Below are 19,254 nucleotides of genomic sequence, written 5' to 3' on the forward strand. Positions count from 1 at the left end.
TGAATAGTAAACACCAACGAGTGGAAACTTTTCGACGGGGTGAACAGGGTTTATGGATTCTGCAAACCTATCAGCAAGAAAGTTTTAGTTTGCAGAGTATTAATCTGACGGCATCTTTTCGGGATTTATACGAGGATGTCACCCTAGAAACGGTTAATTATTCCGTGGAAGAAATAGAATAAATCATTGTTTTCTACCGGGGGGAATAAAACGGATTTCAATCCTGCGTCTGCTTGCATCTGCGTCACGATTAACCGCAGCTAATTTACCCGATGGGAGGTATAACTGTCCTGCGGAAAAAGCTCGAAATTTGACGTTTTTGAGTTTACCTGTGCTTTCGATTTCTTGCACTACTGCTAAAGCGCGCATTAATCCTAAATCAGTGTTAGAACCGGGTACGAGCATTTTAACAGATTGTTTTCTGCTGGCAACCGATTCGATATTTTTATCGAGATTACTTGTCTTTTGTATTCCCTGTCCGTCCGTGTGTCCAATTACTTGAATAAAGTCGATTTCTCTGTCTTTGGTAATGGTTTCGATAGCGGGAATAATGCGCTGACGAATATAGGTTTTTAAAGCGGGGTTTAATTCAGCACTTCCTGACTGAAATTTGAATTTTCCTGATTTTTCATCGATAACTATCGGGGTTGCTGTTTGCAGTTTTTGAAGTTTTCGATTTGCTTATTCGAGATACCTAATCAGTAGATATCTCCAAGAGTGACAAACCAATCAAAGCTTGCTTTTATGCTGTGTACTAACAAAATAGTGCAACGACTGAAATGTATGTCTTTCATTGCTAATTTAATTTTATAAAAAAACTATGGGGCAAATAAAATAATTTTTATTTAGCCCAACTCCTTTGCTGGAAACATTTTCAGTCTTAAAATAATATTATGGAGGTGTCTAATGGTCAACTGGCTATTTAATCGCTTACAGTTGAATAAATTGTCTAAATCTCTTCCTTAATTCCTTCTTAGAGGCGATAATGAAGATAAATTCGTTATGTCTGCTTGTCCTATTGAATAAATTTAATCACTTATTTTTGGTGTTCTCTCTTATATTTTTGCATAAATGGGATGCTCTCGATGCTCCCGTGTTTTGATTGATTGACAAACCCCTACTTTTTGTGGATAATAAAGCAAAGACGGCCAAGAGCAACATTTGGCTTATTTTCAATAATTCTAAAAGTCGTATCTCCTAGATTATATAAAAAGGGTTGTAAATTGTAAGTTCTATCTCCTGCAAAAATTTCGTTTTCGCCAAAACTCCAATCTTTCCACCAAGACGGGGCTTGATATGGTCTTGATGAGCCAGAAATTTTTTCGGGAAACACATCAAAAATTAAGCGATAAACGCCAATTCCTTGAGGATTATTGTCAAGATTTATTAAAGCATTAAATTCTAATTGATTATTCGTAGATTGCCAATTCGTTAGTTGAAGGGGAATCAGTGAACTTTGGGGATCTAATCTTTCAAATTTTTCTTTGTTGTTATTAAAGTCACTATTACCATTGAGTTGATAACTAGCAGAATTCCCTAGGGGCAAAGTATAGGGCAGAGGATTATAGTTGAGTCTATATTTTAAAGAAGTCTCTTTTGGACTATCATTGCTCGTTTGACTAGGAATAATAAGTCGTTCTACATTTTGAGGATTCTCCACGTTTTTGATCACTATTCTACCATCATTAATTACTTGTACTCGTCTAATTCCTGATTTCTGAGGATTATCTGATGTCGGGGAAGAAGATGAAGGGGTAGGTTGTTCATTGTCATTAATTTGCAGTAAAGCAGGTTTTTCAAAAATTTTAGTGGAGAAAATAACAAAATTTTCAGCAGGAAAATCAAGTCCTGTATTTTGACTTTCCGATTTGATTTTATCGAAATATTGTTTAACCTGAGAATAGCGACCTAACACTAAGATATAAAAGGGATGATTTGTTTTAACACTGGGATAACGAATATTATCTAATCCGACATCATAAATATCCCCCAAAAATTCACTTTTGACTGCGATAATACCGACGGCGTCATCCTTCAGGAGATAATGATCTTTGAGTTGTGCTACTAAGTCTTCCCATTGAGCTTTTTCTTGATATAAATCTGTGACAATTACATAGAGAGAATTGGGCGGATCAGTCTTTTGGGGTGCGATAATTTTATGAGTGGCCGCATCTCTTAATTCAGGTCTTCCCCCACTATAAAACCAGGCAGTTTCAGCTGATTGATGATTGATCGGCTCCTTGAGTCGCTGAGTCCCAAAAACATAAAAGGTAGGAGATGGCGTGACGGGAAAAGCTGTATTTGTCGCACTTCTTAATAATCTTAGGGTTCTAATGTAGCGACTGTTGCGATCGCTGACAAACCCTTTCATAGACGGCGTACCATCAATTTGAATGATGATTTTTTCTGGTTTGTCAGGATTTGATGATATTTTGGCAGTGACAGTCGGAGTTGATAGCTCAGGGCATGACCAATTTTCAGGCTTAGGACTAGGACAACCGACTAGGACTGTTCCAAGTAAAATTAGAAGGACAGGCAAGACAAGTTTTTTCATGAATGTAAAGAATTGTTGCGAAAAAGTAAAAAAATTATTAAGTAAATTTAATTATTGTGGACAAAAAATCTTTCCCTTGCTAGGATAACATCAAAGCGGCGGGTTTAGATCATTTTATTTATCCCGATTTTTTCTTAGACTCATTAATCCCAGTTATTACAGTAATGAATGAGCAGAATTCGATTCTACCAGAAATTACAGGTCTTGCGGCTGGCATCATTATCGGTGCGATGATAATGGTAATCGGTCGGCTGCTATTTGGCAATGGCATCATTCCCACCTATACCAGCAATTGGATACAAAGTAATTATGATCCTGCCGTTCTCGTTGTGTGGGCGACTTCTAGTGCGTTTGCTGTTATCTGGTATCTAATATCTCTTAAGTGGTGGCGAACGTTTACCGAGAAAGAATTCAGCCAAGCTCAATTTTTTTGGTTGCTGTTGTTTGTCTTACCCTTTTTGAGTTTCATTATTTCTTTGTTTATCTGGGGAAAGGATGGTAACAATAATCTAGAAACCATAACTTTGGTTTTTTTTAGCTTGATTTTACTATTAGGAATGTGTTCCAGTTACTGGCTATCTACCGCCTTTAGTACCCCTCCAAATATGCGTCGTGTTGTTCCCCTATTTAGTTTGTTTCCTCGTTCTCGTTAGAAATTAGTTTAGAGGTTATTAAAACGTTATGTCAGTTTACGTTATTGCCATTGGTGGAACAGGGACAAAAATTGTTGAAGCCGTATGTCATCTAGCAGCAGCGGGTATTTACACTCAAGGTGAGCGTATTCCAAAAATAGAAATTCTCTTTGTTGATCCTGACAAAGGTAATGGCAATCTTAAAGAGGCCGATGGTGCGATTGCGACCTACCAAAATTGTACTAAAAATATCGATCAAGGAATTAATCCCACTCTTAATTGGTGGATGCAGACAAAACTCGAATTTTTAGGGTTGTGGACTCCCTTTCAAAAAGCAGATGAATTTCGTTTAAGAGATGTCTTTAAATACGATAACTACAATGGAAACAGGGAAGTTATTCGTCATTTATTCGATGTTCTTTACACTGAAAAAGAGCGAGATGTCTTGTTAAAAGATGGGTTTCTAGGCCGACCCGCTATTGGTTCAGCGATTATGACTCAACTTCGGCAAAATGTGGCCACTAATGAGAGTTGGAAGGAATTGATCGGCAAGATTGATAGCGATCTTAAAACAGAAGCAAATAACCCTCCGCAAGTTTTTCTTTGTGGCTCAATTTTTGGGGGAACAGGTGCATCGGGATTTCCTACATTGGGTCGTCTAATTGCTAAAGAATTGGATAATCGAGAGACAGGAAATCTCCTCAAAAAAGTAAAATTGGGTGGCTTATTAATGTTGCCTTATTTTCGCTTTCCCTCTAAGGAAGATAAAGAAGCCGTTTTTGCTCGTTCTGAGGAATTTATTCTGAAAACAGAGGCCGCCCTAAGATATTATGGGACACAAGATTTGAAGTTTGATACTATTTATCTGTTGGGAATGCCTACCATGACTAATGTAGAGAAGTTTAGTAAAGGGGGAAGTGACCAGAGAAATGATCCTCACGTTTTGGAATTATATGCAGGTTTAGCCCTAAGAGATTTTATTTTTACCTCAAAACCTAATGAAAGACAGGTTATTTTGCTGAGTCGTAACAAAGATAATGAGATCAGTTGGGAGGATGTACCTGATAAGGATGAAGTTCGTCGAAAGTTAACTAATGCCGTCCGATTTGCCTATATTTGGTTATCGAGAATTGTTCCAGGATTAGAACACGCTAAAACCAAATTAGGTGAGGTTGACTTTGCACTTAAATTTTATGATCGGGAAAGCATTAAAAAATCGGGCGAATGGGATCGAATTAATGCGATTAAAGTCTGGTGTGAAGCTTATCTCAAATGGCTGGGAATTCTTCATGCCAATGGTATCGGTTTAAGATGGTTTAATGTTACAGCTTTTTACAATCAAGGCAATTTGATCATAGACCGTTCCAACTTTCCCGATCTAGTAGAGAAAGGTCTGGATAAAGAAATTAACATTCGTATTAGAGATTTAAGCAAGAAGGACTTACAAGGAATTGACAACGGGACAACGGGACTGGCTAAAGCTCTGTATAAGGTTTTATCGGAAAAAAGTATTTAAAAGCATTAAGAGGAGATGGATTCAATGAGTAGCTCTTTTTTACCCCCCTTGAAATCACAAGCGCGTGTCAAACCAGGAGAAGCGGGAAAATGGCAACCCCAAGCAGGAATCGCTTATACAGAGGTTGCAGATAGTTTAACCCGCCCCGAGATTGGGACTAATACTCAAAGTATTAGTTCAATTCCCGATATGTGGGCAAGACCGTTACTTGTGGATATGGTGTTACGGGATCAAGAATATCCGCTTCATAGTGCCATTAAAGCCCAATGGAAGGGGATGTTAGCGGCGATCGCCCTAGCAGAGGTGAAACGGCTTAAACTACAAGCCCAACTACTAGATTTAGATACGCTCCAAGCCGATGCTTTGATCAAAGCATTAATCGCTCTATCACCTTCCAGTCAAAGAACGGTTTATCAGTCAACGGAAAGAATTAGGGGGGAAAATCGTAATCCTTGGCACAAAATCTATGTTTTTCTGCTGAATGGACAGTCTGTGGGCATGACTTCTCCCGCAACGTTAGTCTGTCCTGCCGAAGAGGGGAACTGGGAAGGTATTCCTTGGTATGCAGATGGACGCTTACATTCCCCCTTGGACTCCAGTGAATATTTAACAGAAGATGACAAAATTCAATTATGGTTGTGGTTAGATAACTTAAAAACTCAGCTTGACAGTCAAAGGGGGGTAGATTCTGCCAAACTTAAAGAACTTTTGAATGAATATAAAAATGAACTGGCACAGGAGCTAACGATTGATCCTAGAGGGCAAACTTTTAGACCTAGTAGAAATGTTGCCTATTTTGGAGTACCGCTTACTTTAGGGGATTTAGATGCTCTCAATATTCCAATTCAAGCGAAAAGAAATCCTTCCAGTGTGAGTATTTTAGCTTTAGGGAAGTCAATGAATGAAGAGGTTATTTTCATTCCAGACCTTGAGCAATTGAAAAAACAATGGCCAACCAAACAATCTGTTGATATTTGGATCTATGATACGGTCAGTGCCGCTATTTTTGATAAAGCCGAGTTTACCAAACAATATAAAGGAAAAGTCAAGTTTCTCACAGAAGATGACATCTTTACAAAAACCTTTTTCTATTTGGAAGGAGAGGGAAACTTACCAGGGGCATTACTCCCTGAAGACACAAGGGAGATCACTTATACGGTTGATGAACAAGAACGTCATTTAACCCCTTTATTACCGCTAGAATCTGAAGTGCTTAATTATTTTAGCTCAGAAGAACTCATTAAGCGTCTTGCTTTTAATCCGACGACCATTGGCAACCAATCAGCCGTCAGAGTATCTTTAACTTTACCCTTATCTGGGGGAGACTTTACCATTCACAGAGAGTATCCTATTGAAGTTAACAATGCAATTACAGCGAAACCATTCTTAGAAATTTGGCCGAATTTTAAAGCCCCGAACTGGAAAGCGTATTATGCGCTATATTTCGACAACCGCACCGAAGCGACTAAACAAAATAAAATCTTTCGAGCCGTTTTTCCTGAAGCAAGAGAAATTCATCCCCTTGATCTTAAAGACTTCCAAATTACTCGTTTAGATAGTTTTCCCGATTATATTCTTTGTCAGGATGAAACAGGGATTTCTCAAGGGTTAATTTTGTTGAAAACACCTCCTAAAGTGGGGGATCAAAATCCCAATAAAACATGGACAGTGGGCGTTGATTTTGGTACATCTTTCACCAATGTCTATTATCACATTAATAATGTGCGCGAAGGTGTCACCTTAACGCCGCTGCATCTTCAAATCACTCAAGCTACTCAGATTGAGCGTTTCAGCATTTTGTATGACTACTTCATGTCGGGTGAAGCTGAAAAATTTCCCCTTTCATCCGTTCTGACCATTAGAGGGAGTAAAGAAGAGGAAAGACCTGTACTAGATGGACGGTTCTATATTCTGGAAGATGTCAGAGCGTTTGACCCCACTCAAGATGATATTAAAACCGATCTTAAATGGCACCCTCAGAATATTGCCTATACTCGCACCTTTCTAAAGCATTTAGCTCTTTTAATTACGGCTGAAGCGGCGAAAAATCATGTCAAAAAGATCAACTGGTCTATTTCCTATCCCTCGGCCTTTTCTCGCAGTGACAAAAATCTCTATAAAGTGACGTGGCAACGAATTATCGAGGATTTAGGCAAAACGACGGGAATTGACCATAAATGGTTAGACAGAGGCAACCCCTATCGTGCAGAAAGTTTAGCATTAGCCCATTATTTTGCCGATGAAGAAGGAAAAGACCTCCTTTATACCACCTGCATTGATATGGGAGGGGGAACGTCCGATATTTCTATCTGGGTTGGTAATCGTTTGATTCATCAATGTTCGGTACAGATAGCAGGAAGACTCCTCTTTTCCCAATTTTGGAAAAACCGACCTGATTTTCTTAATCAGCAATTTAATACAGATTTAAGTGATTTAAGCAGTAGTTTGCGGGATGAACCCTTTTTCGTGAAACTTGATGGCTTATTGGCGGCCGAAGGAAGCAAGTGGTTAGAACGCAATCGAACGCTGATGGACGACGATACTGATCTGCAAACGATTGTACAACTTTCTACACTAGGGATTTCAGGTGTGTATTACTATATCGGTCTTGTATTGCGTGCTTTAGACATTGAGGAAAAATACACTCGTAAGCTGAATACGCCAGTCTATATTGGGGGAAATGGCTCTCGGATTCTTAATTGGTTGGATTTAAGTGGAAGATTTAGTCCAGATTGTGAAACTTCTCTTCTTTTTAGCCGATTGCTCAGTAAAGCATCAGGATTTGAGAACAAAAAAGAACCCACTGTCCTCAGTTCTAAACCGAAAGCAGAAGTCGCTTGTGGCTTAGTTTTAGATCAAAATGTGACTCGTTTAACGGGATTACAAGATGATGATGAAGTGATTTTCGCAGGAGAAGATTGTGAGGTGAATGGGGTGGCTTTTGGCTGGCAAGATCGCCTTGATTTAACTCAATTTCAAAAAATTGAAAGCTTTAAGCTGGTTGGATCAGATGATGAGGAGGTAGGATTAGCCAATCTTCAGAAATTTCTAGAGGATTTTCAACAAGCTTTTAAGGAGTTAAAAATCACCAGTATTAAACCGCTCAGACAGTATGACGATGAGCAATGGCGCAATAGTCTCTGGACAAAGGTTAAGCGTTCGGTAGAATCCAATTTAACGAATTTAGAAGGTCGTAACTCAGAGGATGTCAGGGTTGAACCTCCCTTTATCTTAGGGTTAAAAGCCTTATTAAAAGAATTAAATAGCAGACTATAGGAGGAAAGGAACGATGAGGGTTAGAAAAACATTTCTGATACTTTATTTAGCAACGGGATTATCTGCGGGGTTGTTAAGTGGTTGTAATCTTTCTGGGCATCAAGCACAACACTCTTCTTCTTCATCAGCGACAGGAAGTTCAATGGGGCAATCAACAACAGTTGCAGACGATCAACAGACTGCCGCTATTAACAATTTAAAGGCACTGCGAGAAAAACGCGAGGCTCTGAATACTTTTGTTGCAAATATTCAAGTTACAGAAAATGAAGCAAAAGTAGAAAATCCTGTAGATTATGCTAAAGCAAAAAAAATTGTTGATGAACTTGCTACTGCTTACAAGACATTTAAAGATAGTTTATCTGATGATATTAAAACGAAAATCAGTTTTAATAATATTGATTCAAAGATTGAACCTATCCTAGAAGGAACTTCTCAACAGCGAAAAATTCTAGAAGATTTAGCAAGTAAACAACATAGACAAGCACAAATAAAATTACAGAATTTAGGATTCTATACGCAAACAGTTGATAGCACTGATCCAGGTCAAGATGGCGACAACCAACGAATTGCGACTAAAGAGCTATTAAAGCAAATTCTAAATGTAACCCAACCTCTCGCAACTTTAAAAATTGATAATTCATCAGAGCAACCTACTTTAACTACAGATGATTTAAAAACTCAATTAGAACAACTTAAGAAGGATATTAATCGTAATAATTGGGTATGGCCATTATTCAATACTCTTGCGTTACTTTCTGTTCCCATTAGTTTTATTTTTTTATGGAGCAGAATGACTGGCGTTCTTATCACTTATAAAACTAAGAAACCGACAGATTCATCTGATGAACAGCAAAAAATTTTAGTAGAATTGCCAAAAATCAAAAGCGTAATTGAAGGTTTGCAAGAAAAAGTTTCTTGGCTACAAATTCTACCATTTAATAAAAAACCACTTAGTAGTTCAGAAGTAAAAGAAATAGAAAAAAGCCTAGAAAACGTTAGGAAACAATTCAATGGACTATATGAGAAAATAATTATATCACAATCGATTCTTGTTGAAAGTGATAACGATAAGCAGGAGGAAGATACAAAAGCAGTTTATTTTCAAAATTGGCTAGAGGCACAACTTCAATCTATTAAAAAAGAGATAATCACTGATGTAAAATCGACTTCCCTAGATGAAACTAAGCAAAATACACTGAAAGATTTAAGCGATAAAGTTAGTAATATTCAAGCAATAGTTGGTAGTTTAAGTATAGGTAAAGAGGGTGGGAGTATATCTCAACATAAAGAAAAAGTTGATCAATTAGATATTAAAATTAAAGAATATGAGGATCAAAAAGAACGTCATTTGACAAGAATTAGAGAGCTACAGAACGAACGTAATCGACTATTGCAGAACTTAGCAGAACAACGTCAGCAAATCGAGCAGTTGAGTTCAGGAGAAGTGGAACAGTTGCGTAAGGAAAATCAGGGACTTTCTAGTTCTTATCAAAACCTAGAAAGACTATTGAACATAGTAAACAATGAAAAAGTACAACTAGAAGAAAAAGCTACAACTCTAAATAGTCAGGTAAACCAGTTACAGCAAGATAAAGAAAATTTAGCGTTAAAAGCTAATGAAAATGTCGAGGAGATTCAAAAACTTAAAACAGAAATTGATCGACTAATAAAGCTGCTTAAAAAAGAGGCAATTGAGACAGTAGATATTCCCTGGCAATGGCAAAACATAATCAATTCCTATAATCAGTCTCCAGATGCTATCCTTAATATTCATGGGGTGCAAAGACAGGGAGAAGTGGTCGAGGATGAAGATAAAGGAGCAGAAAGACGGAATAATTCTAGTAAGCCTGTGGTTTTGACATCTAATATGTCCCCTGATGGATTTTATATCGTATCAGTAGTAAACGATTACTTACTCTTTCCGAAACAGCACGCTATTGCCGCTTCTCAAAAGTTTACAGTATCTGCTTTATTTGATGGCTATAAAAGCGGCAACACCAGTAAATTTACCTTAATTTCACCTGCACAAGTTACCCCGGTTGGTAGCAGTGGGATGTGGCAACTGAAACACAAAGGAAAATTAGAATACAATTAATGTAAGCTAACAAGCTCAAATATTTTAGATAACTTCCCGTATTTATCAATAATAAAGCGACGAATTCTCATTAACACATCTCGATCAGTACCACCTAATCCGAAATCCAAACTACCGACTGGGGTTTGATAGCTTGATTGGCAGTTAAACGACACTGATTTAAGCGTGCCAGTCGGGGATAAACGTGCCATTCTGCTCGCTGAATATCGGTATTTTTAGCACTTTGGCTAGATTGCCAAGGAATCGCTTTTAAAACCGCGTCTATATCTTCCTTTCCGCGAATTAAAATCGGTTCTGCAATCGGTTGGACATTATCAGCAAAGGGAACTAATTGACACTCCCATCGCTAAAAGCGAGGGATTCTTGGTTCACTGAGTTTCCTTAGTCTGGCAGGACGTATCCAACCAAACCAGAGGGAATCTCTCCCCAAGCGTATTAGTTTCGGTATGCCCTACCGTACTTAGTCCCTTTTTGAGAATGTTGATAGCGGCGTTAATATCTCTATCTTCTACATAGCCACAATGGGGACAAACATGGGTTCTCGTAGATAGAGATTTAGGTACTTTTTGACCACAATTAGAACAATTTTGACTCGTGTTATGGGGGGCTACTGCTACCGTAGCCTTACCATATTTAAAACCAAAATATTCTAACCATTGCCGAAAAGTTGACCAAGCCACATCATTAATAGATTTAGCTAGTTTAGAGTTTTTTACCATGCCTTGAATATTTAAGTTTTCGTAGGCGATGAAATCGTTAGATTTAATGACGCGCAATGCCTCTTTTTCGACAAAGCCTTTACGTTGCCTACTTACTCTTAAATGCTTTCTAGCATATCTCTTTCTAGCTTTTTGGTAGTTGTTTGATTGGGGTTGACCTTTTCTAAACTTTTTAGATTTCTTCCGATTCAGTCGATTTAATCTTTTTTCTGCCTTGCGATAGTATTGCGGTATCTCTACCGTTTCCCCATCACTGTTAGCGTAGAAAACTTTTAAACCTACATCCAATCCCACACATTTCTTTGTTGGTTCTAGGGGTTTAGCATATTCCCGAATATCAACACTTAGACAGAATTGGACATAATAACCATCCGCTCGTTTAACAATCCTAACTCGTTTAATTTGGTCTAGAGGGCAAAAGTTTAAGTCTCTGGTTCCTTTCAGTTTAACCGTGCCAATATTTTTCTTATCTGTGAAAGTTATTTTCTTTCTATCCTCCGATAGTTTCCATCCAGAGTTTTTATATTCCACAGAACGATTATTTTTCTGAAATTTAGGATAACCTTTTTTTCCTTTAACCTTTTTCTGACAATTATCATAGAAACGGGCAATAGCTGACCAAGCTCGTTCGGCCGATGCTTGTCTGGCCGTAGAATTTAGAGTATCGACAAACTTGAACTGTTTGGCAAGAACCGCACAATATTTATTGAGAGAATATTTATCGATTTTGTCTTCTCTCTTGGCATCCATCCAAAGCCTTAAAGCCTTATTACGGATGAATTGTACTGTACGAATAGCTTCATCAATGGCAGAACACTGACTTGGTTTGACCACGGCTTTCATTTCTAAGACAATCATTGTTTATCGACCTCAAACAACTTATTTTATTCTAACTTGTATAGCACAAATTGTCAAGATTTTGTAAACACTGAGCTTTTACATTGAGCCTTTACATTGAGCCTGTCGAAATGTGTCGAAATGTCGTGCTTCGTGTCACTGAGCTTGTCGAAGTGCTGTTTTATACTGGTCGGGGTTTCATCCCGTCGCTAAAAGCGAGGGCTTCGGCCGTGAGCTCAGCCGAACGGTCTTCACCCCGACATTCAAGATAAAATTGGTGAACTAATTCTCAAACGTACTAACCCACAAACAGAAGGAGGCAAACCCATTACACCGCGCTATGACTCCCGTAGCACTTAGCGGCCAAAACCACTGGCTCGATTTCTCCCTTTTGGAGTTTTTCTAGCGGGGTTGCTCCGTCTAAACGAATATCACCCGTGAGCAGAAAGAGCATTTGTGTCCAAGCACCGTCTTCTTTTAGGACGGCTAACACTTGGTCTAAACCAGACAAAACTTTGCCATCAATAAATTGCCAAGCAGGATAAACTAATTCTTCGTTGACAGATAAACCTAAGACCTGATGATTGAGCCTCATAGTTTCTAATTCCAAAGAACTACAGGCTAAAACACTACAAATCTCAGCGCTGGTTAAGGTTCCGCCTTGCTTAGATAGGAACCGCTTCTTCGCTTCTTCGCCTCGTTTAATAGCAGCTGCCAACGGAGGGGCTAAAGCTAAAGGAGATTGTGTTTTTTGTATAGATTCTAACATTTTTAAGCAACCCTACCACCGTCAACAAGACCTGTATAAAACAAATACAAGTCTCCCTTCAAATGTTTAGTTTCTTGTATAAGCTTATGTTTATCGTCTGAATACCCAATAACCTTACCTTTCTCTGGCCAGCCATATTTGTCGCGACCAGTGATCTCTAAGACCACCCATTGATCGGGGTAATCGGATGAGACATCGGCTATACTCAAATCTTCTGTTTTGTGGCTAAGTGTTTTCATGGCTAGGGTGGCAGTTGATTTGATCAGGATCTTTGTTTTTGCCTAGCAGTGTTTCGCTCATCGTGTCATGAATCCTTAACATTTTAGCTTTACTCAATCTACCCTCATGGGCTAAGATGCGGGGATGATAATGATGAGTAAAGAGCCAGCACCCGCGAGGATACTGGCCCTCTCCTAGCTTCGCATCATCGGGATTAACCCTCTCAATTAGCCCACCAGGAGACTTAAAAACCTTAGTAAGTGGACTCAAGAAGCCAGGAGGTCAATCAATGAAGAACTTACTCACTGTCATGCTCCTAAGCTCCCTTGCTTACGGCGTAGCTGTCGGGAAGATTCATCCCTATGACTACGTTTTTATCTACACCATCAACGAACTAGCAAAACGTCAGGGTGGAGATAATCAAGACGGGAAGAAGCGGTAGGTAGAACGTTTATTTAATTCAGGCTGGGCAGTGCGCCAACACTCGATCCAGCTTTTTTGCCCTATCACTCTATCTCGTTCGGTTAGGGGGATTCTCGTTCGGTTAGGGGGATCCTCGATCTTAAGGTAATCAACATAGCTGTATTTGTAGTTACCGATACTTTTTCAAAGTGGATTACAACAACAACCAGAAAGTTATGTTGCTACTAGGATTACATGAGACAAAAGAGAATTCAACCAATAATTGTTGGTACTCCATTTCAAAATATGCTAACTAGCTCGAAAATACAGCCATGAAGACGCTCTCGTCAATGCCCCAAAACCTATCCGAAATGCCCCAAAACCTATCCGATGCCGAAAGGCAGGCAAGAAACTGTAATACAGCCATGAAGACGCTCTCGTCAATGCCCCCATCACTGTATGATGCCCAAAATCTGGCAAGAGACTGTGGTTTGGATATACCCAAGCTAGAAGCTTTATTGAAAGAAATCGAACCCCTATCTGATAAATATAAGGAGATATTTTATCGGGCGGCTACAGGACTTTATTCCGCCGATGATTTGGCTGAAATGTTCAATCATAGCAGCGGCAAAAATCTCAACACAGATTTCAACAAAAATCTAGGATCCTATCTTAAACTTTACCTTGATTTAGATGACAGTGAGCGTGTGGGAATTACTTCTCTAAGAAGGATTCTCTTTAAAAAGGGCTATTTTGTTGACATTAATGACGATGAATCAGTGAAAGTTTTGCCAACACGCTACGCTGAAAATTCTCAATTAGAGCAGCCTTCTGCTTTAGACCCAATTCTTGTTGATCAGAAAACTACCAATCAAGGAGATTGATTTAAAAATGGAAAACACAGAGTTATTGTGCGAGGTAACAACATCGGCCAGTCCCCATGCTGACATTATTAATAGGTTGTTAGCTCAACTAGACAATGAACAGGATAGCGATCGCCGTGCTGAAATCATAAGGAAATTGGGAGAATATCCTGAGCCTCAAGTTATTAAAAAACTTTGGGATTTGAGAAATAATCTCGAAAGCGAATCTGATGATTTTGTGCAGTACTAAATCAAGCTTAGTTTGCGTAAAGTGACTAATCATCCTAGTATAAATATTGATTTTTTTCTTGATAACTTGGAGGTATTCCAATCAAAAGATAACAATTCTCAAGCTCCAAAAGTCCTAATTGATGCTGATCTGATTGAAGAGTTTTTATTACGAAATCAGACGACTCTTAACAGGGAAGCTACTAGGGTTATGGGACTTGTTTTAGAGGGAAAAATTAATCCTTACATTGGCGAAATGGGATTAATCAAAATTTGGCATAATATCAAAAATCTGAAATCTCAAGAATATGCCAATCGTTTGATCATTGAACTTCTGAGTAAGATTAACGTCGGTCAAGTTAACTTGAAAGAAATTGACCTAGAAAAATATCCCAACGTTAATTTAAAAACGGCCATTCAAGTTGAGATTGCCATAAAGTATATAGCAGGTATTATCACCATCAGAGATCGAGAATTCATTGCCAGTGGATATCCTTTTGTGGGTTCTCCTGCCTTATTCTTACAGTCTTTAGGGAAAGATACCTCGCCGGCATCTATCGAAAGAACTCTCAAAAATCTCGGTAAAGCGGCAATGGAAAATGAAAAAGTAAAACTCAATCAGCTTTTAGAAAACGAGCCTCAACAAAACTTATTCTTTGAAGATAATCTTTTGCTTTTTCAAGGCTGGAAAATTGAGAACTTTGAAATTCTTTGTGCTAACAACAATTTAACTGCTGCGACAGTTATTCTATGTAATACAAAAACCCAAGAGCGTTACACTGAATCGGCCTTTAAAAAAGGTTCAGTAGATGCACTTTGTACTGCTTTTAATGAGGCTCTAGCTCATTTAGTTGAGGTTAAACATACCCTTAAATCTATCTATTTAGCCAACTTGACACCGGGTCAAGAAGGAGAAGTAACTGTCAAGGCGGTGGTTGAGTATGATGGTAAAGAAGTTATTACCATCTACACCCATGAAAATATTATCAAGGCTTATTTTTTCGCCTACGTCAAAGCGATGATTGCCGTTTATGCACCCAAGGAATATCACCCCGATATTCATAGCACAAAAGAATTGACACATTTGCACAAAATTGGCGAACGAGATTTTTGGGGACTGAATTTCAGCCAAGTTAATTTAATGGATAGTGAGGCCAATCTTTTTGACGCAAAATTGATGGGATGTAACTTCAGTCAGGCTAATCTTTCGGAGGTTAATTTAACTAATGCTGATTTAACAGGAGCCGATTTAAGTCATGCCAATTTGAGCAAAGCTAATTTAACGGGAGCTAACTTGACCGATGTTAAATTAGATGAAAATAATCTAACCCTCCTTGATGGCACAATTTTGACTAACACAATTATGCCTGAAATTAACATTGAAATTAGCGGCGAATCCCGTTTAGAAAAGGTTGCTCAACTACTCAAACACATTGATCCTAAAAGTCAATCTCGAATCTTGGCTGTTCACTCCATGACAGATTGCATCTGGTGGGATAATCCCCTTGGTCAAAAATTCTGGGAAGTGAACCAAGAACTAATAAAAAGAGGGATTTCTATTCAACGAGTCTTTATTCTTCCTGAAGCTCGGAATCCAAAGCATTTACAGGTGATTCAGGAACAACTTAACTCTGGCATAGAAGTTGCTTGGATTTGTCAGGAAAAAGCCAAAGATGTTGAAGGCTATCGTTGGGATGATACCAACCTATTGATTAGCGAAAACTTATCTGTTCCAAGAAATTCTTTTACAGCGAGAAGAACTATGAATCGTCAAACAGAAACAGGTTATATTTCCTATCAAACAAGAGTTGTCGAGACAGATAAAAGTATCTTTAACGCTCTATGGGAAAAATCCGAAAAACTCTCTACTCAAGCTAATATTCAGGAACAATTAGCAAACCTAAGCACCTGACCCCGAACTTTATTGTTTTATTAACTGATGCTCACAAGGCGATCGCTCTTTCTATTCTATTTTGATAAAAAGCGATCGCTAAAAAGAAATTTCTCGGTCGTTTGTCACACAATCCTGAAGATATAAATCAATTAATTCCTGATAAGAAATTCCTTTTTCTTTTGCTTTTTTTTCAAAGAAATCAATGACATCAATCCTTAAAGGTAAAGTGACCTGCCGCTTGAGTTGTTGAGCAAAAGGATTAGGACGACTTTTCATATTAGCGAGATCATACTCTGATTTCATCAACAATAACCTCGATGAGGACAGTATAGTATTTTGTTTAAATTTAACGACTAAATTATAATACATACAATCAAATTAACGATAGTTTGCTCTTAAAAAATTTTTCTCTCTCACCTCAGAAAAACTGCGATCGCTCTTTCTATTCTGTTTGGATAAAAAGCGATCGCTTCCCCACAATCCCTAAAAAATAACCATAAAATTAATTAATAGAATATCGGAGAAAGACAAAGATGATTATCGCTCAAGAAAAACCAACTATTGCGACAGTCACCAAAACCCCTGTCACTTTGGAAGCATATCGGGCGATCGCTGAAAATTCTCAGGAACGTTATGAATATTGCCATGGAGAAATGATTCTCATGCCTGGAGGAACCGCAACCCACAGCGCAATTGCGATCAATATCTCGGTTTTTTTGGGATTTTTATTGAGAGATAGGGATTTTCGTCTGTATAACAGCGATCTGCGGTTGTGGATTCCTGAATATAATTGTGGAACCTATACCGATCTCATGGTTGTTAACCATGAACCAGAATTTAACGGCGATCGCAAAGACGAAATTCTTAATCCTTTATTTATTGTAGAGGTGCTTTCCCCCGCCACAGAAGCCTATGATCGAGGTGATAAATTTAGAAAATATCGTTCCCTGCCAAGTTTTTGTGAATATCTGCTCGTTAGCCAAACTGAACCCTACATTGAGCAATATTTTAGACTCGCACAGAGCGATCGCTGGCAACTACAAACCTACGATCAACTTAGTCAAATAATCCTTCTGGAGAGTTTAAACGTTGAACTTCCCTTGCTAGAAATTTATCGTCGTGTTAGTTTTGCCGCAGTTTCACAAATCGGTTAATCCGATTAATAACCTTTCTATTTTGTTTGCATAAAAAGCGATCGCCCCACAGTTTAAACTTATAAAACCGCCATCGACAAAGAAGCGGTGAGAAGTAGTTCATTAGAACTACTCAGGATAGTTAGGCAGAGAATGATATTGAAAAATGCCAAAGATACTGCCGACACTGCCAATACTAAGAATACTGCCAACACTGCCAATACTAAGAATACTGCCGACGCTGCCAATACTGAGCATACTGCCGATACTAACCAGACTTAAAATGCTGCTGGCACTAGCGAGACTTAAAATACTGCCAGCACTGCCTAAACTCAAGATACAGCGATAACTAGCTTTGCTCAGATAATTAAGACCAGAAATCATTTTAAATCGGGGAAAGATTGGGGAATAGTTAGGGAAGTATTTTGCCAAACCTGTTGTAAACGCATAGCCGGCATAGTTAGATAAAGAATATCACCTTGATCGAGAGTGATTTCCAGTAATTGCCAACCGTGGATAGTTTGACCTTGTTTTTCTAAGTAAAGTGGCACAAAATCGGCATTCATCGCCGCTTCCTTGACAATTTGCCCCATAAAAGGATGATTAGGTGTGATTAATGTAGCCAAAGCAACCCAGAGGAGATCATCGGTCATGCCATTACCGAGAATTCTACCGCCCAAAGCGGCCGCAGCGAAGGAATAGGTAGCCAGATCCCGGGGACATAATACCGTATCAAAATCAAAAACCTCTTGAATCGATCGCCCGAATTGTTCCTGAGAGCAGCGTAAAACTAGATTAATTTTAGGAGCGATCGCTTTAGCAGTGAGGGCAATCTCCACATTAATCATATCCTCGTAAGTAACCACGATCAAAGATTCGGCGTTGTTAATATTAGCCGTTTCTAGGGTAGCCACTAGACGCGCATCCTCGATGATGACGGGGATTCCCCAGGAGCGCACGGAATGCAAAAATCTATTATTGGGGTCCGATTCAATCACCACCACTTCACAGCCTTGGTCGTGCAATTGTCGCACGATCCGGGTGCCGATACCTCCTAAACCACAGATAATGTGATGATTGCGGACGGGAATGCGGGTAGCATCCCAAAACTGCTTAAAGCGACTACCGAGGATAAAATCGTTGAGGAGAGCATAACAGATACCGATAACCCCCGCACCGACAATCATCATGACCACGGTAAAAATTTTGATACTATCGGGGGTAGATTCGGCCACTTTTTCGTTACCTCCGGCGCCGGTAATCATCCCGACGGAGAAATAGAGGGAATCGACGAGGGAAATTTTTTGATTAACGCTGAGATAGGTAATGGTAGCAAGGGAAATCATCCCCAGGAGGGAAAGGGTGACAAGAATTACCGGTTGGACATAGTGCTGATAGGGACGGAGATTGAGCAGATTTCTCAGCCACTTTTGCAGTTTAAAACGCTGTTTTGCCTTAATTGTCGGTTTATTGCCGATAATGAGATGATCGCCAGTTTGGAGTTTTTTGCCTAACAGAACTGCGGAAACCAGATCGATTTCGTCGTGAGCGGGGAGATAATAGATTAACATCCGGGCCGGATCGTCCCAAAGTTCGTAGAGGGGTAATCCCCACCAAGGATGATTTTCCTCAATAATTATCTCTTGAATCGGCCAAAGGCGATCGAATAGCTGTAATTGACCGATAGCTTTATTACCAAGGGCAGCAAAGGAAAAGATCGGGGATGCTAGGGAAGCAACGCTCATGCTAACGTGAGCAGGGAGGGTTTGATCGAGTCTTTCTCCTAAAGTTTCGTTAAATAGTCGGTTAACTATCCGAATTTTCGGGTTAATTATCCTTGCGCGGGTGAGAATTTCCAGATTGAGTGCGTCGTTATCGATGGCCAAAACTAGGGTTTCTGCATCCGGGAGACCAGCTTGCAGGAGAGTTTTAGGAGAGCAGGGATCGCCGATAATAATATCAGACTGGTATTCGCAGACCATTTGGCGATCGCTAATCGCTACTACTGCCGCAGATTGTTGTTTGAGTAAACAAAAGATTTTATAACCCGTGCGACCTAATCCACAGACGATGATTTGCGGTTTCATTCGTCGAGCGCGTTTTTTGCTGATTAACCT

Annotated in this window: 16 protein-coding genes and 2 pseudogenes; 9 read left to right on the forward strand and 9 right to left on the reverse strand. The window is 39.1% G+C overall.

Annotated elements, in window-relative coordinates:
• The coding region (locus ACOCD9_RS01375; RefSeq protein WP_419546197.1) for a hypothetical protein at positions 1–182 on the forward strand (182 nt) is incomplete at its 5' end.
• 1 nt (position 183) lies between these two features.
• Here the strand turns inward: ACOCD9_RS01375 and ACOCD9_RS01380 are convergent.
• Both ACOCD9_RS01380 and ACOCD9_RS01385 read right to left on the reverse strand, forming a co-directional pair.
• Positions 184–405: a hypothetical protein gene (locus ACOCD9_RS01380; protein WP_235194908.1), complete on the reverse strand. Its 222-nt coding sequence runs from the start codon at positions 403–405 to the stop codon at positions 184–186.
• A 712-nt stretch (positions 406–1,117) separates the two neighbouring features.
• The gene (locus ACOCD9_RS01385; RefSeq protein ID WP_419546198.1) at positions 1,118–2,554 is read right to left on the reverse strand and encodes a hypothetical protein; all 1,437 of its coding nucleotides are present in this window, start codon (positions 2,552–2,554) and stop codon (positions 1,118–1,120) included.
• Between the two features lie 164 nt (positions 2,555–2,718).
• Between ACOCD9_RS01385 and ACOCD9_RS01390 the strand changes: the two genes are divergently transcribed.
• From ACOCD9_RS01390 to ACOCD9_RS01405, 4 genes are read left to right on the forward strand one after another with little or no spacing between them, the layout of a single operon-like run.
• Positions 2,719–3,207 carry a hypothetical protein gene (locus ACOCD9_RS01390; RefSeq protein WP_419546199.1) on the forward strand — a complete coding sequence of 163 codons (489 nt, stop codon included), beginning with the start codon at positions 2,719–2,721 and terminating at the stop codon, positions 3,205–3,207.
• A gap of 28 nt (positions 3,208–3,235) precedes the next feature.
• On the forward strand, positions 3,236–4,702 hold the full coding sequence (locus tag ACOCD9_RS01395) for a hypothetical protein (protein WP_419546200.1): 1,467 nt from the start codon (positions 3,236–3,238) through the stop codon (positions 4,700–4,702).
• A gap of 24 nt (positions 4,703–4,726) precedes the next feature.
• Positions 4,727–7,978, forward strand: coding sequence for a hypothetical protein (locus tag ACOCD9_RS01400; protein ID WP_419546201.1), 3,252 nt, complete (start codon positions 4,727–4,729; stop codon positions 7,976–7,978).
• A gap of 13 nt (positions 7,979–7,991) precedes the next feature.
• Positions 7,992–10,073, forward strand: a complete 2,082-nt coding sequence (locus tag ACOCD9_RS01405; RefSeq protein ID WP_419546202.1) for a hypothetical protein — start codon at positions 7,992–7,994, stop codon at positions 10,071–10,073.
• Positions 10,074–10,170: 97 nt separating this feature from the next.
• Here ACOCD9_RS01405 and ACOCD9_RS01410 read toward each other — a convergent pair.
• The 4 genes and pseudogenes from ACOCD9_RS01410 to ACOCD9_RS01425 form a co-directional block, all read right to left on the reverse strand.
• Positions 10,171–10,404 (reverse strand): annotated as a pseudogene (locus tag ACOCD9_RS01410) (VWA domain-containing protein); the annotation flags it as partial.
• A gap of 37 nt (positions 10,405–10,441) precedes the next feature.
• Entirely contained in the window at positions 10,442–11,650 is a 1,209-nt protein-coding gene (locus ACOCD9_RS01415) for an RNA-guided endonuclease InsQ/TnpB family protein (RefSeq protein ID WP_419546203.1), read from the reverse strand.
• A gap of 307 nt (positions 11,651–11,957) precedes the next feature.
• Positions 11,958–12,398, reverse strand: coding sequence for a hypothetical protein (locus ACOCD9_RS01420; protein ID WP_287701309.1), 441 nt, complete (start codon positions 12,396–12,398; stop codon positions 11,958–11,960).
• 2 nt (positions 12,399–12,400) lie between these two features.
• Entirely contained in the window at positions 12,401–12,637 is a 237-nt protein-coding gene (locus ACOCD9_RS01425; protein WP_110544353.1) for a hypothetical protein, read from the reverse strand.
• Positions 12,638–12,927: 290 nt separating this feature from the next.
• Between ACOCD9_RS01425 and ACOCD9_RS01430 the strand changes: the two genes are divergently transcribed.
• From ACOCD9_RS01430 to ACOCD9_RS01440, 3 genes and pseudogenes are all read left to right on the forward strand, one after another.
• Positions 12,928–13,059: a hypothetical protein gene (locus ACOCD9_RS01430; RefSeq protein WP_260441992.1), complete on the forward strand. Its 132-nt coding sequence runs from the start codon at positions 12,928–12,930 to the stop codon at positions 13,057–13,059.
• Between the two features lie 310 nt (positions 13,060–13,369).
• Positions 13,370–13,903 (forward strand): hypothetical protein, encoded by a 534-nt coding sequence (locus tag ACOCD9_RS01435; protein ID WP_419546255.1) that lies wholly within the window; start codon positions 13,370–13,372, stop codon positions 13,901–13,903.
• Between the two features lie 7 nt (positions 13,904–13,910).
• Positions 13,911–16,022, forward strand: a pseudogene (locus tag ACOCD9_RS01440) (pentapeptide repeat-containing protein).
• A gap of 78 nt (positions 16,023–16,100) precedes the next feature.
• On the opposite strand, the gene ACOCD9_RS01445 reads toward ACOCD9_RS01440, so the two are convergent.
• Positions 16,101–16,307, reverse strand: coding sequence for a hypothetical protein (locus ACOCD9_RS01445; protein WP_002740011.1), 207 nt, complete (start codon positions 16,305–16,307; stop codon positions 16,101–16,103).
• Between the two features lie 230 nt (positions 16,308–16,537).
• Here ACOCD9_RS01445 and ACOCD9_RS01450 point away from each other — a divergent pair, with 230 nt between their 5' ends.
• Positions 16,538–17,158: a Uma2 family endonuclease gene (locus tag ACOCD9_RS01450; RefSeq protein WP_419546204.1), complete on the forward strand. Its 621-nt coding sequence runs from the start codon at positions 16,538–16,540 to the stop codon at positions 17,156–17,158.
• 108 nt (positions 17,159–17,266) lie between these two features.
• Here the strand turns inward: ACOCD9_RS01450 and ACOCD9_RS01455 are convergent, their stop codons facing one another.
• Positions 17,267–17,521 (reverse strand): hypothetical protein, encoded by a 255-nt coding sequence (locus ACOCD9_RS01455; RefSeq protein ID WP_002776534.1) that lies wholly within the window; start codon positions 17,519–17,521, stop codon positions 17,267–17,269.
• Entirely contained in the window at positions 17,518–19,224 is a 1,707-nt protein-coding gene (locus tag ACOCD9_RS01460) for a potassium channel family protein (protein ID WP_287714767.1), read from the reverse strand. The genes ACOCD9_RS01455 and ACOCD9_RS01460 overlap by 4 nt, the downstream gene beginning before the upstream one ends.
• Between the last annotated feature and the right edge of the window lie 30 nt (positions 19,225–19,254).

The sequence above is a fragment of the Microcystis sp. genome (assembly GCF_048564745.1).
Lineage (GTDB): Bacteria > Cyanobacteriota > Cyanobacteriia > Cyanobacteriales > Microcystaceae > Microcystis > Microcystis ichthyoblabe_A.